This window comes from Paenibacillus sp. FSL M7-0134 (genome assembly GCF_038007865.1).
Lineage (GTDB): Bacteria > Bacillota > Bacilli > Paenibacillales > Paenibacillaceae > Paenibacillus > Paenibacillus polymyxa_B.
This window is the reverse complement of the sequence record NZ_JBBOXV010000002.1, coordinates 2,362,463-2,376,269: the sequence shown is the minus strand read 5'-3', so window position 1 is coordinate 2,376,269 and position 13,807 is coordinate 2,362,463. Positions and strand designations below refer to the sequence as shown.

At 43.3% G+C, this 13,807-nt stretch carries 11 protein-coding genes; 3 read left to right on the top strand and 8 right to left on the bottom strand.

Annotated elements, in window-relative coordinates:
• Window positions 1–287 precede the first annotated feature (287 nt).
• Window positions 288–1,169 carry a LysR family transcriptional regulator gene (locus tag NSQ58_RS26080; RefSeq protein ID WP_371263076.1) on the bottom strand — a complete coding sequence of 294 codons (882 nt, stop codon included), beginning with the start codon at window positions 1,167–1,169 and terminating at the stop codon, window positions 288–290.
• A gap of 102 nt (window positions 1,170–1,271) precedes the next feature.
• Here NSQ58_RS26080 and dapA point away from each other — a divergent pair, with 102 nt between their 5' ends.
• Window positions 1,272–2,153 carry a 4-hydroxy-tetrahydrodipicolinate synthase gene (dapA, locus tag NSQ58_RS26075; protein ID WP_279833669.1) on the top strand — a complete coding sequence of 294 codons (882 nt, stop codon included), beginning with the start codon at window positions 1,272–1,274 and terminating at the stop codon, window positions 2,151–2,153.
• A 324-nt stretch (window positions 2,154–2,477) separates the two neighbouring features.
• Here dapA and NSQ58_RS26070 read toward each other — a convergent pair whose 3' ends face one another.
• From NSQ58_RS26070 to NSQ58_RS26055, 4 genes are all read right to left on the bottom strand, one after another.
• Window positions 2,478–2,582, bottom strand: coding sequence for a DUF6254 family protein (locus NSQ58_RS26070; RefSeq protein ID WP_023988604.1), 105 nt, complete (start codon window positions 2,580–2,582; stop codon window positions 2,478–2,480).
• A 541-nt stretch (window positions 2,583–3,123) separates the two neighbouring features.
• Window positions 3,124–4,176, bottom strand: a complete 1,053-nt coding sequence (locus NSQ58_RS26065; RefSeq protein WP_071558741.1) for a glycosyl hydrolase — start codon at window positions 4,174–4,176, stop codon at window positions 3,124–3,126.
• A 596-nt stretch (window positions 4,177–4,772) separates the two neighbouring features.
• Complete coding sequence (locus NSQ58_RS26060; RefSeq protein WP_233903898.1) at window positions 4,773–5,327, bottom strand: cyclase family protein; 555 nt, start codon at window positions 5,325–5,327, stop codon at window positions 4,773–4,775.
• Between the two features lie 384 nt (window positions 5,328–5,711).
• Window positions 5,712–6,626: an arginase family protein gene (locus tag NSQ58_RS26055; RefSeq protein ID WP_071558742.1), complete on the bottom strand. Its 915-nt coding sequence runs from the start codon at window positions 6,624–6,626 to the stop codon at window positions 5,712–5,714.
• Window positions 6,627–6,732: 106 nt separating this feature from the next.
• On the opposite strand from NSQ58_RS26055, the gene NSQ58_RS26050 reads away from it, so the two are divergent.
• Complete coding sequence (locus tag NSQ58_RS26050; protein ID WP_013310350.1) at window positions 6,733–7,074, top strand: winged helix-turn-helix transcriptional regulator; 342 nt, start codon at window positions 6,733–6,735, stop codon at window positions 7,072–7,074.
• A gap of 364 nt (window positions 7,075–7,438) precedes the next feature.
• On the opposite strand, the gene NSQ58_RS26045 is transcribed toward NSQ58_RS26050, so the two are convergent.
• The 3 genes from NSQ58_RS26045 to NSQ58_RS26035 form a co-directional block, all read right to left on the bottom strand.
• A complete protein-coding gene (locus tag NSQ58_RS26045; RefSeq protein ID WP_341058502.1) occupies window positions 7,439–9,199 on the bottom strand; it encodes a glycoside hydrolase family 2 protein in 1,761 nt (586 codons plus the stop codon).
• Window positions 9,200–9,479: 280 nt separating this feature from the next.
• Window positions 9,480–10,409 carry an ArsR/SmtB family transcription factor gene (locus NSQ58_RS26040; RefSeq protein WP_341058500.1) on the bottom strand — a complete coding sequence of 310 codons (930 nt, stop codon included), beginning with the start codon at window positions 10,407–10,409 and terminating at the stop codon, window positions 9,480–9,482.
• 263 nt (window positions 10,410–10,672) lie between these two features.
• Entirely contained in the window at window positions 10,673–12,733 is a 2,061-nt protein-coding gene (locus NSQ58_RS26035; RefSeq protein WP_341058497.1) for a beta-galactosidase, read from the bottom strand.
• Window positions 12,734–12,882: 149 nt separating this feature from the next.
• Between NSQ58_RS26035 and NSQ58_RS26030 the strand changes: the two genes are divergently transcribed.
• The gene (locus NSQ58_RS26030) at window positions 12,883–13,725 is read left to right on the top strand and encodes a helix-turn-helix transcriptional regulator (RefSeq protein WP_053325439.1); all 843 of its coding nucleotides are present in this window, start codon (window positions 12,883–12,885) and stop codon (window positions 13,723–13,725) included.
• Window positions 13,726–13,807 lie beyond the last annotated feature (82 nt).

The following is a 13,807-nucleotide window of genomic DNA, read 5'->3' as shown; positions in this document are numbered from 1 at the left end:
TGACATCTTGTTCTAATTAAATATTAAGTAACCGAATGGTTTAGCACATTACCAAAATAAAAAACATGCGCATGCATTTAATTTAGTGAAAAAATTACTTGCTGTCAAGTTTTGAATGCAAATATGGATTGCTTATTTTTCAAAAAAATACGTGGATGATTTGAATAAACTTTGCTTTCTCTTTTCATTCTAAGTTCTCATCCTCTTCGGCACGTTAAACTGTGAGCGCTTCTGGTATCCACTAGGAAGCGCTCGTACTGTATATTAATTTTGATGTGGAGGAAAATCTACATTCTCATGCTCTCCATAAAAAAGCTCAATGCATTGGACACCCACTTCTTGGGATGAAGAACAAGCTGAATTTCCAGCTTGAGCTCAGCATGCTCAAAGGGTAACACCTTCAACTCTTCCCGTTCAATCTCCTCCAGTGCAGCCATTAGAGGTAGAATGGATATACCCTCTCCAGTTTTGATGCTCCGTTTGATCGCTTCCGGATTACCCAGCTCCAGGCTCACGCGATAGGTGATTCCATTTGCTCGAAGCACTCTCTCCAACAGTTGTCTGTAGTTGCACGTATGCTCGGGCATAATCCACTCCGCATCTACCAGATCATCCAGGCTGATTCGCTCTTTAGCGATAAGCGGATGGTTTGGATGGACAATCAGCACAAGCGGTTCTTCTCGAATCGTAATCCACTGCAAGGCCGGATTGCTTGAATCGTCCGCGAGGATCAGCCCGACATCGGCCTCCCCTTCCCTGACCTGGTGCAAAATCATCTCTTCGCGATCCGTATGCAATCGTATGTTCAGATCAGGGTATTCTTTGCGAGTCGCCTGCATATACGGCGGCAGAAAATACGAAGCGATGGAATCCATAGTACCGATCGTCATGGAGCCCCCACCCTGCTTAGCCAATTTTTCTTTCGATTGCTCAAAAAGCTCCAGCATTTGTCCGGCAAGCTTGAATAGCTCTTCCCCGGCGGAGGTAAGACGAATCTTGTTGTTGCTGTAGCGCTCGAACAATTTGACTTGATACGTTTTCTCCAGCTTTTGAATCTGGGTCGTGACGCTGGATTGTGCGTAACCGAGCACTTCTGCTGCTCTTGTAAAGCTTTCACGAATGGCAACTTCCCGAAATGTTTGAAGATAAATGAAATCCAATCTGGCCACCCCATCGGAAATTTTGATTAGAATCATCGTTTATTATAGATAACTCTGATGCTGTCTCCTATGTTACATTAGATTTAATTCAACGGGAAGGGATAACTGATGATGATGAACGAACAACATATTCATGGGATTTTCATACCGCTGATTACACCTTTTACGCGTGACTATAAGTTGGACATCGATTCGTACCGGAAGTATGTTACCTATCTTGCAGGCCATGACATCCAGGGTCTGGTCGTTAACGGTACGACAGGAGAGTCGCCAACCGTATCCTGGGATGAAGTGAAGCAAATGGTTCAGGTGACGCAGGATGTTTTGAAGAGCATGAACAAAAACATTCCGATCGTCATTGGCACGGGAACGAACGATACTTATTCAACGGTGCATCGGACGGAAATGGCGGCTGAATTAGGAGCGGATGCAGCCATGGTGGTCACTCCGTATTACAACCGGCCGACGCAGGAAGGAATCTTGGAGCATTTCCGTGTCGTATCTCGTGTAGGCCTGCCTGTGCTTGTATATGAGATTCCTGTTCGCACGGGCAGTCGCATGACAATAGATACAATACGCAAAGTGCTGGACCTGGATGGCGTAATTGGGCTCAAGGACAGCACGGGCGGTCTTGATCTGCTTTTAAAATTGACCCAGTACGAGACCAAACCTGTCCTCTGCGGAGAGGATGCCTATTTCCATGCCATGCTATGCCAGGGAGCTGCCGGCGGTATGCTTGCATCCGCTCATCTCAATATCCAGAAGTATGTGGATATATACCAACGTTTTGTGGCTGGCGACATGAACGGGTCGCGAGACAATTTCATGCTACTGGAATCGGTGATCCAGCATGTATTTGCAGAGCCAGCCCCGGCCGCGATCAAGTGGTGGCTTACCCAGCAAGAGATTATTGCCGCCGAGCAATTGCGTCTGCCACTTATGCCACTGTCGGATCAGGTGAAGCAGGGTCTCCTGAATTCAATCGTATCCTGATAAATCAGCTTATCTCAGACTACCCAATCATAACGTAGAAGAAGCATCTCCTGGACAGGAGATGCTTCAATTTTTAGCCGGAACTGACAACCTTCAGAAAAACGAATTTAAGAAGATACTCTCTATGGTAGAACGCTGTATCGGTGTTTTCATCCTAATGAGGTCCGCAATCTGAAAAGCTTACAAGCAATAGCTAGATGGTTGTTAGTAAATCCAGTTGCAGCATTAAGGGAATTCTTTATGTAAGCGAAATTATTGCAAAAAGAAGGCTGCCGGTGAATTTCACCGACAGTCCTTCTCTTCCAAGCAGTATACTCCTCACTCCTATTCGCTGGACAGCTCCTTGAGCGATTTGACTTTACCATGGGGATGCTGTTCTTGCTTTCGTGACTTCCAGGCTGCTTCTTTCCTTTTCTTCTGGTGAGCCATAACAGATATCCTCCTTTGGAAATTGTGATGTATACTACTTTCTTAAGTTGTCATTTCTCAGCTCTGTTCATTCATAAAACTAAATTCGTTGGATTTTTGTAATAATTCAGGGGTTCCAAACCGTTTCAAAGGAATAGCTGGGAGCATGGCTTCATGTATTCTGGGTTTGCTGGAGATTGCATTAATTGAGCAAACGGCGCTAACTCAAGCGCTGCACTGGGAACAATTTTTAAAAAAACAGCCGATTTCTCCTTAACATACTAGAAATCGGCCTTTGCCTTCCGAAAAGAGGATTTAGTACATATAATACAACACAAATAATCAGAAATATCGGTGATGCGCCCGAAAGATTGGAAGGTGTGTAAGAAGGCTACTTATCGGCTGAACCGCTAGTTTCCGAGAAATAGTTATGTAAGTGATATAAAAAATATTATCATGTTCATACATTAGCTGTTATTGTAACTCCCTAAAGGACATGTTTTTTAAGAGACTATGAAGAACTTGCATTCTTCATAATCCTGTTTAATGAACTAATGATCAATTATTCAGCAAATGATGCAAGTGAACTGCCTTCCCACATTTCCCCCTTATTCAGTGTCCAACCATCATTATAAAGATTGTAGGCACCTTTATTAGCTGCGGGGCTCCATCCCTCATCCCAAGCTAAGAAATAAATGGTTTTCGGATATTTTTCTTTGATGGCATTGATAAATAAAGAATAATCCATACTACCATTGGTTGCCTGCGGACCGACTTCTGTGAAAGCAAAAGGCTTATCAAGAGCTGTTAACTCGTCATATCCTTGAATCGAATAAGGATCTGAGAAATAAGCGTCTAATCCAACAATATCAACATATGAAGATCCAGGGTAAAAGTCTGTCTTAAAGTTTCGGTTGGCGTCAGGTGCGTATACCCATATCAGGTTGTCCAATCCTCTTGTATCGGTCATATAATGATAGACTTTTTTATAAAGCTGTTGATATAAAGTGATACGTTCGCTATCCTCTTGGTTATAGTCGGTGAGTCCCCACCAGAACCATTCTCCATTCATTTCGTGAAGAGGTCTGAAAAGAACAGGAACACCTTCATCTTCTAACTGCTGAAGGCCATCGGCAATTTTGCTTAACATAGCGTCTAATCGCTGGCCCTCTTCAGTTGATGAGTCTAGGATTCTTTCATACTGACTGTTTGAGATTGGGGTTTTATAATTTCCAGAGTTAAACGCAGGGTTAGCCAGATGCATACTGATCTGAGGTATACCTCCGTTCTTCCAATGAGAGATTAAATCGGTGTTACAACTATAATCGATCGAATCGGCAATATTAGAAGTCTCCATCCATCCTCTTGAATAATCACAGCCATACACGGCAGGGGACTGTCCTGTTGCATTTTCAATTCGATTAGCTTCGGTCATAGAAAATGACGCATTTGTGTACCCGCCGAATGCTCCTGACACTACGCGATTTTCCGATGACAGATTAGCGAGCCAGTTCATCACTTCCTTGGTTGTGGCTTGTCCATTAGGATTCACCGTATGTGCAGATGCTGTCTGTGAGAAAGTCGAAGCGATTAACAGAATCCCCAATATTCTTATGTACCACCTCCTCTCTAAAGGAACGGCTGGTCGATTTCTACCATCGTATTCATTTAATTGATTTCACTGTGATATTTCTCCCTATGACACTTCTGATTGCAAGCTACATTATTTTTCATTCTAGCGAGTTGATACCAACTCCTTATAAAAATTTGATTTTTACGAATAAAAGTACCTCAATTATATCGACCTCAAATGAATAGATTAAAATAGTTCTAAAAGAGTAAAAAATAATTCTTATAACAACTATCATTCAACTTCATAAAGAATATTAGAGATAAGATTATGCTTAAAGTAATATTTTCCTTTTCATTCTTATGAAAATATTCTTTTCAAATTATTGTTATTATGTGCTATATAGAAGACTTTATGCCCGCACATTTGACACGCCATGTTATAAAAATCAAAAGAAATAAATAGCGGCTAACCAACGTCTATCAAAATAAGTTGATTACATCTGAAGGCTTAGCGTAGATTTTCGCTAAAACAAAAAAGCCGCCAAAATGGCGACTTCTTATGCGTATATGTTGTTGTCTCTCCTTGCAGTGCTGAAGTCTGCACCTGTGTTCCATCAACTTATTGTTCCTCGTTAGCTTTTATTCTTCAACTTCAACAATGATGTTAACCATAGATGCATCGTGATTTTTAATGCGAAGTGGTGCTGTGAAAGCAGATAATATCTTTTTACCAATTAATGGTGCAGGGTTTATGTCTTCGTAAATGAGCATTGTCGGCTCTTCATATTTTTCATGGTCTAAGAAGGCATGGTGAACAAAATAGCCGTTTCTTTTGGCTTCTTCCAGATTTTCAATGCTCATGGTATCAATGGCCACAGCTTTGCAGTTCGGCAAATTTTTACGGATGAATTCCGCTGCTTTGGGAGAGACGGCTGGGAAATTATTAGCGTATTTCTCAAAATCCGTATCTCTGTGTTTCCAATAGCTTGTATTAAAGATGAGAATATCCGCTTCATGCAGCTCTTCATATTCCTGAAGCATTTCAATGGTAATAAAGCCGTTCGGATCAAGAGGACAATCAATTAACAGCGGTTTTCGATAGATGAATTCTTCAATCGGAACAGCATCTATTCCCTTACCGTTATTTAAATGATGCCACGGTGCATCGACATGGGTGCCGACATGAAGATACATACTTAACACACTTCCATTTCAGGCATCCCCTTTGTCCAAACGCTCTCTAGGCTCTAACTTCACTTCTGGCAATCCTGGATAAACAGGCATTCCTTCATATATTGGGTAACCGATTTCAACGTATTTTGACATACTAAGACGCTCCTGTAATTTTAGTTTTAAGAATCCATTATTATAGGGATATTCGCCTAATGTGTAGCTTCCGAAAAGTATAAGCGGAGTACAAACAGACAAACTGATAAAAAGACCATACCCCTACAGGTCAACTCCCTCATTTTAATTTATATTTTATATTCAATCGCCCTATCTTTCCTGAAATCGTACGACCACTTCTCCTTGATTGTCCTTTTAAGAAAGATAATATAAAAATAATAAACGATTATCCTAAGATATTAAAATAGGTATCTCTCCAAGCAGATTCTTTAAGTTAATAGAATCCCACGGCATATGCTCCGTTATACCTAATCCAACTACATCTGTTTCTTCAGATAGTTCTTTAATCAGATTAAGTAGCTGAGGCATTTGCATTGTTCCCGCAGGAGAAAAATTATAAGGTGCTTCAGGGTTGGCGAATAATAAAGAACGAAATGCTTTTGGGTCAAGCACATCTAAATCAAGGTGAATAGCTAGGTGCTTAATGCCACTTTCTTTAATCCACTCTCTTATAGATTCAGTACTATTCGTTAACTCTTTGGTTCCTGCAGTTTTAATTCCTAGTCTTTGAATCATTTCTGTGTCTGATTCTACAGGAGCTATATCTAGTCTTTGAAACGCTTCTGAAATGACTTCTGATTCTTGTTCTGTAGGAGCCGCTAATCCCGCGATAAAGACATTTTCAGGTTTTAGTGGGATTTTCACATGTTTTGTGAACTCCTCATCTCCTTCTCCCAAAAGATTTCCGAGCGGTAATGTATGACCGTTATCATAGCCCACATATCTAACTAAATCACTGTGAGCATCGATCCAAATTAAACCTAATTCCCCACCGTATCGTTCGTTCAAATAGGCAAATGGAGCTTGTTCCACTAAGCAGTCACCACCAAACATTACAATGCGATCTGGCTTATGAGCATCAATGATATGCTGAGCAGCCTCTAACTGTTCAAGTAGCTGTTTTCTCCCATTCATACCGTTTTCGTTTTCAAGCGGAGTACCCTTATAAGCTTGAACTGGAACATGAATAAGAGGTTGTTCATTATCCGGAGCTAGCCAAGCAAGCAGTTCGGCTCCAAAAGAGTAATTAGGATTGTTTCCCCCTTGCCATTGTGGCATTAACAGGCGTATTGTTTTTTTAGTCATGTTTTTCTCTCCTTTACTTCAAAAGTAAGGTTAGTATAAACTGAACACAAATAAAAACGTAGTACGCACTATTTTGATAGGTACTACCCGAAAGGATAGTGTAAACATGAGTATGGCTGAATTTAAAGGTAAAGTTAAAAATATTCAAGATACACCTTTTGGTTATACAGTTTCATTGATTGGTGGTAAATGGAAAATGGTTATTATTTATCTCCTAGCCGAAAACCGAACAGTTCGCTTTAATGATCTGAAAAGACAGATAGGGGCTATTACTTATAAAACATTGAGTTCACAACTAAAAGAACTGGAAGCGGATGGTCTGGTGAATCGAAAAGAATATCCTCAAGTCCCCCCTAAAGTCGAGTACAGTCTCACAGATAAAGCAGAAACGCTATTACCTGTTTTGGAAGGGTTATGTGAGTGGGGAACAAAAAACCAAAATAATTAAATCCAGTGTTCTACTAAAAATCCTGTATGCGAAAAATTGTCCTGTTTTCCAACACTGCTATCCCAAGTTAAACTCTATGGTTAACAGCAGTGACACTTTGTTTATTTAGCTCTAAATGCTGAAGATGCCGTATTCATATACTTCCTCTTATTCTCCAACCGAAGAGGAAAGGCGGCCTTCCATAATGGCTCTGATTTGTTCGGTCGGCATCTTCGGGTGTCTATCGTGCGTCAGCAGAACGTTGATTCCCTGTTCCACGTCCGTCAGCTGTGTGTAACAAAAACCTTGTACGACAGGTGAATGCAGCAATGACTGGACATCAGCATGCAGCCGTTCTAGAAATTCTATTATCTTAATTATCGCTTCAAGCCAGATTTATCTCCCGAATCACTTCAAGCGGAACCTTCGGTTTTCGGTCTTCCGTCAACAATCCGTTGACTTCCTGCTGTACATCGGTTACCTGTGTATAGCAATAGCCCGAGAGATAGGAGGTCGCTTTAATTGCTCCGGTGACTGCACGGAAACGTTCGATAAAAGCTTCGACTGAATTCACCTGGTTTCCGTATCCCCAGCCCATGTCCGTCTGGAAGGCAATGCCGCCGAATTCGCTTATGATAATTGGTTGTCCCCGGTAGGCATATCCTTCTGCAAAGGCATATTTCCAATTGTTAAAGGAGATGCTGTTGTTTACAATGCTTTCCTTGTCCTGATATCGCTCCAAAAACTCTTCGCCCGTCTCCACATAATCATGAAGGGTTAAAATATCCGAGACTGTATGCTCCCATCCGTCATTGGTAATCACCGGACGATACGGATCAATCGTCTTCGTCAGATGATAGATGGTTTGCGTGAACTGCTGCTGCCTTACATCATGTCCAATGGTCGATATGCCCCACGATTCATTGAACGGGACCCAAGTTATGATGCTTGGATGATTGTACTGCTGCGGCACGATTTCCAGCCATTCCTTCGTAAAGCGGCTAACCGCCTGATCATTGAACTCAAAGGTCGACGCCATTTCTGACCAGACGAGCATGCCTTTCACATCACACCAATATAAAAAGCGAGGGTCTTCCAACTTCATATGTTTACGAACCCCGTTATATCCCATCGCAGCTATTTTATCGATATCTTCGATAAGAGCTTCTTCAGAAGGGGGAGTCAGATGAGTTTCCGGCCAGTAGCCCTGATCTAGAATCAGCCGCTGGTAAAGAGGGCCATTATTCAATAGAATCCGTCCGTTTTCAATCGATATTTTCCGCATGCCAAAATAGGAATACACCCTGTCACTCTCTTTCTCATCCTCATACAGAGCAAACTCTACATCGAACAAGTTGGGCGATTCCGGTGACCACAAGCACTGCTTCCATGGACCACCCGCTTCATGAAATACATGGGCCTCCACCGTTATCCAGGGCCTGTCGGCAGATAAGCTGACCTTTTTCACATGCTGTCCTTTCAGCGCAATCCGTGTCTCCAGGCGTAAATTATCTTTAGCCTCAATACCCATGAGCTGAAAGTCAAAGCGGATCATATGACGGTCGATATCCGGTGTTATCTTGACTTCATTGATTCTTACCTCATTCACATATTCAATCCACACACTTTTCCAGATTCCGGTGCTCTGTACATAAAAGCATTCAAAGTTTTGATCCACCCAGCGCTGCTTTCCCCGGGGCTGCGTGCAGCTCTGACTATCCTCCACTTTAAGTACGATGCTATTCTCCGAGTCGTAAGTGATATAGGGTGTGATGTCGAAAGAAAACGCAGCATAACCTCCTTCATGCTCACCAACCATAATTCCGTTCACCCAGCATTTCGCTTTATAATCTACACCCTGAAAATGTAGAATTGTCCTTTTCGCTATTGCCTCCTGTGGGACCTGCACGCTCCTGCAGTACCAGACCACCGGATGGAAGGTCTCGACCCCGATCCCGCTTGCCTTGGTTTCATAAGTAAAAGGTACGAGGATTTTGGCTCCCTTCGGAAAATGATGATACCATTGCTCGCTTTCACCCATTTTGCCGTCGTCGAAGGCGAAATCCCACTCCCCATTCAAATCCAGCCACTCTTTGCGGACAAATTGCGGCCTTGGATAATTTTTGATATAAGCGTTTGTAGTCATACAGTTTCCACCTATCCTTTGATATATAATTAGTCACCTTAGCCTGATGACTTTACAGTGTATTGTTATCATCTGTAGGTCCGATCGTCATCCTTTACTTCCGCTTTGAAATACAAACAATAAAATCAATTTGTTACACTATTTTTGTATCTTTAGGGGATTATATAGCGATGCGTTTTTAATGTCAACGCTTTCATTTTAATTTTATGTAACTAATAAACTGAATAAGGCTTTAGCTACAGAACACCTGCAACTAAAGCCTATCTACCTCACCCATATCTCAATTCATGACATAATTCACAGTCATTTTAATATTCTGATCATAATCTCCAAATTGCTTTCCGAACAGGTTGAGCCCACCTTGATGCACCGCATCTGGCTTAATTCCGATCCGTAGATGCAACTTGTGGCTGTTTTGCAGGTTGAGCTGATCCAGTGTAACCGAGGAAACCTTCTCCATATCCAGCGCAGTCTTCTCTTTATCTACTCGCCAGGTCTTGAGCAAACCATACTGGGTAGACCACTCATACCACCAGGCAGGATTCAGCTTGCCGCGCCTGTCTCCAAAATCACCGGGACACGTCCACATACCAATCTCCACGCCATTAATCCACAAGGAAATATCGGAAGGCCAATTGTTGTCATAGTTCGGTGCTTCTGAGCACATTTCCATCGATAGCTCAAGCGATTCTATTCGCGCTCCTGCTGGTATTTCGAGCGGCATTAAATACTCGACATAGCCCTTGCGGAACCATATCATCTGGGCTCCGATATGCTTCGGGTGAAAAAAACTCGCCGGTTCGTCCTCACGTATGATCATCCCGTCGGCATTGGCCATACCACACGTCGGTGAAACCTCACAATCGCTATAATGACCGATCGGCATGTCCACTTCGTAGATCTGTACATCCCCTTTGGGTACTGCTTTTTCAAGATTTAGCACAATATGAATGTCATCATAATTGCGGCTGCACATCTTCATCGCGCCGCGAGAGGCAGGCAGAAGCTCTGTATTAATCAGTCTAGCTGCCTCCAGAACCTTGATATTGTTGGCTACTGTAGATACCGGAAGTTGAAGTGCTTCCGCTATTTCTACAATATTAAGGTTTTTGGAAATCAAGAGGCGGAGAATATCAACTCGGGAACGGGTGGATAAAGCATGCGTAACCGTTACCAGCTTGTCCGGATCATCAAAACTAAGCTCAAGCATTGCATCACTCATCTCATTTTACTGTGATTATATTACAGTAAGTTTACTTGTATGCTTTGAAATAGTCAATAATATTGTATTAAATCATTATTTTTGTATTAAATACCGATCATGTTCGATTTTTCTGGTTCAAGAACCCATAAGAAAGACAACGATTATTGAGCCGAACCCTGTACACAAAAGCAACACGTTATTCCCTTGCTTTATGCAATAAAAAGCCACTGATCTTCGAACTAAGATCAGCGGCTGATGCTCTAATCATTTTAAACTTTCTTTAATACCCATACTCCATACGGTTCCAATGGTGCGGTACCAGTAAGCCTGCTACCGGAAAGGAGTTCCTCCGTCTCAACTTTCAGTTTAATCATAGCCGTTTCTCCGCTGTAATTCAGTAGAATTACCAGCTCTTCTTGTACATCCGCACGAATAGCGACTTCTACCATCGAAGGAGCTTGGCACCACCCCGCAAGCGGAGATGTCACCGGCAGCTGTCTTAGGAGCTCAGCCGCTAACGCTAAGTCAAAAGCTGCACCCCAATAGTAGACCAGTCCCTCACCGACACGGTTGACAGTCAAGGCCGGTTTCCCTTCATAGTAGCTTGATGCGTACTCTGCGAGTACTTCTACCGTATCAGCATGAACATTCAATATATCGTTGAAGCCTGGAGCCCAAAAATCAAGTTCTTGATCCTTAAATCGCACCGATACAGGTGATGCCGTCCCATTTATCATCGTAAAGTCTTCTACGTGAACGCCGCTCATTGCGGCTGCAGGGCCTGGGAGTGGCTGCATACGGCAGTGACCGAACTCGTTCTTATAACCGGTGCGGCAGCCGAAGATCAGGGTGCCTCCATTCTCTACATATTTCTGTAACATAGCTGCCGTACTGTCTCGTAGGATCGCCGGATGCGTGTATACCAGCACCTTGTAATTAGCCAGTTCCCGCAGCTGTTCTGATTCCATACCCGGACGGATTGTAACTATATCCGAAGGTATATGTCCATACTGCAGTGCCTTGTACCAGCCGAGCTCACTTTGCTTTGTCAAGGGACCATACCATTTATCCAACTCGCCATCCCACTCGTTATCATAGTCACGAAGTAGAGCAACCTCTGCCACATAGCGTTTGCCAAGAATCCGCCCTCCAACCTTTTGCAGCTCCTTTCCGACGCGGCCTGCTTCTGCGACCCGACGATTCGGCTGATTGTGATAATCATTAATTCCATGCCAGTACATTTCCGTACCAAACGTTGCCGTTCTCCAGCGGAAATACAAAATCATGTCTGCCCCGTGAGCAATGCTTTGGTAGGTCCACAATCGCATCTGCCCCGGGCGCGGAGATGGCATCTCCATCCTGTTCACCCATCCTCCCGGACCGGATTGCTGCTCCATCACGCAGAAATTTGGTGACATCCCTCTAACGTTACTTAAAGAAAGTCCCCACTTGCGATCCAGCAATGGCTTCTCCCCGTGGTCTGGATAAATGGTACTGAATTGAGGGTAAGAATCGTACGAGAAAAAATCAAGCAGTTGATCCGTCATCCTATGGCTATCCAAATGCCCGAATACACCGTTGGTTGTCACCCACTGATTAGGCGCCACTGACCGAAGTATGTCCACTTGTAGCTTGGCAAACGAAATGGTGTTATCGGATATAAATCGTTTCTCGTCCAAAGCCTGATGAGGATTCGTTGACCCAGATACGGTCGGACGAGTTAGATGGACCTGCTTCCAGCTGTCATAAGTTTGATTCCAGAATACAGCACCCCAGGCCTTGTTGAGCTGCTCCAACGTACCGTATTTTGCCTCTAGCCAGCGCCGGAAAGCCTGATGATCTGCCTCGGCATAGAAGACGTTTATCTCGCAGTTCAGCTCATTATCAATTTGCCACCCAATGATGGCCGGATGATCTTTGTAATGTTGTGCCATCTCTCTTGTAATACGTGCGCAAAGCTCTAAATAAATGGGACTACTGTAGTTATAATGCCGACGCTGACCATGTTGGAACGTGACCCCCTCCATAGATACGTTCAGCACCTCGGGATACTTATAAGTAAGCCATGCTGGTGGCGTAGCTGTTGGTGTGCCCATGATCACTTGAATCCCGTTCGCATCTGCCTGCTCCAAGAAACGGTCAAACAGCGTGAATTCGAACTTTCCTTCCTCCGGCTCGAAGATCGACCAAGCAAATTCTCCAATCCGAATGATGCTGAAGCCTAGTTCCTTCATTCTTATGAGATCGTCCGACCACAACGATTCGTCCCAGTGTTCAGGATAATAACAAGCTCCCAAATGAAAGCGATCTAAAGATAAGGATTTCGGCATGCTCCAATTCTCCTTCAGTAGAAGTGATAGTACGAAAATGTGATTCTCTGGTAACCGTATCTATTGTAATATAGGAATAAAAGGATTAGAATAACTCGATTTTGCTAATTGAATTACTTTTTTGCTAACTTACTCAAGGAGATGGACACATGATTAAAATAGATTGTTATCTTCCTTCGCCCATTCTAAATAAAGGTATGCTGTTTCCCGAATCATTAGGGCGTTACAAGAACTTCCCTAATCATGGGGAGCGAAGGAATGCAGGATTACTGAAAGAATACAATTTACATATCATTTTTGCAGGCAAAGGCGTTATTGTGCATGATGGGAAGGAAATCGAGCTTACCCCTGGCATGGGCTTTCTTTTCGACAAGCATACGACGCAGCAATATCGAACAAAACCCGAGGATCCCTGGGATGTTCGATGGATTCATTTCGACGGGCAGGACGTAGATTCGCTATTACAAGGTCGAAGCATTCACGAACCGTATCTGTTCTCGCTCCACCGACCAGAACGTTTAAAGCCACTGATGGAAGAAATGCTGCAACTTGCCCAAACTTACCGTCACGACTATGATGTACGGATCTCTTCCCTGCTTTATGAAGTTCTTCTGGAGATCGTCCACCATTCCCACCAAATTTTCGGCACCTCTCCCGGCGGCACCGTCCATGAGAGGATTCGTCATACGGCGGAATATATTCGTATGCATTGTCGGAACATGCTCGATTTGAAGACAATGGCTGCGACGTCAGGTTATAGCTCCTTTCATTTTAGCCGGCTCTTCCATCAGATCATGGGCAGCACCCCAGCTCAATATTTGCTCCAATGCCGAATAACGCTGGCCAAACATCTCCTTGTATCCACGGCACTCACTGTAAAGCAGATTGCACTGGAAACTGGCTTTCATCAAAGCAGCTATTTTATCAAGAGATTTCGGGAGCATACAGGCATCACACCGGAGCAGTTTCGCCAGCTGAGAAGGATGGGTTAGTACAATCTAAAAAACTCCTTCAATAGCTGGGCATGTGTGTATGGCAGCGTACAAATCGAAATTACAAATTTTGCAGTTGAAT

Coding starts and splice junctions, on each gene's coding strand:
- dapA (WP_279833669.1), top strand. CDS start 1,272: ATGATGAACGAACAACATATTCATGGGATTTTCATACCGCTGATTACA.
- NSQ58_RS26070 (WP_023988604.1), bottom strand. CDS start 2,582: ATGGCTCACCAGAAGAAAAGGAAAGAAGCAGCCTGGAAGTCACGAAAG.
- NSQ58_RS26060 (WP_233903898.1), bottom strand. CDS start 5,327: ATGTATCTTCATGTCGGCACCCATGTCGATGCACCGTGGCATCATTTA.
- NSQ58_RS26055 (WP_071558742.1), bottom strand. CDS start 6,626: ATGACTAAAAAAACAATACGCCTGTTAATGCCACAATGGCAAGGGGGA.
- NSQ58_RS26050 (WP_013310350.1), top strand. CDS start 6,733: ATGAGTATGGCTGAATTTAAAGGTAAAGTTAAAAATATTCAAGATACA.
- NSQ58_RS26045 (WP_341058502.1), bottom strand. CDS start 9,199: ATGACTACAAACGCTTATATCAAAAATTATCCAAGGCCGCAATTTGTC.
- NSQ58_RS26040 (WP_341058500.1), bottom strand. CDS start 10,409: ATGCTTGAGCTTAGTTTTGATGATCCGGACAAGCTGGTAACGGTTACG.
- NSQ58_RS26035 (WP_341058497.1), bottom strand. CDS start 12,733: ATGCCGAAATCCTTATCTTTAGATCGCTTTCATTTGGGAGCTTGTTAT.
- NSQ58_RS26030 (WP_053325439.1), top strand. CDS start 12,883: ATGATTAAAATAGATTGTTATCTTCCTTCGCCCATTCTAAATAAAGGT.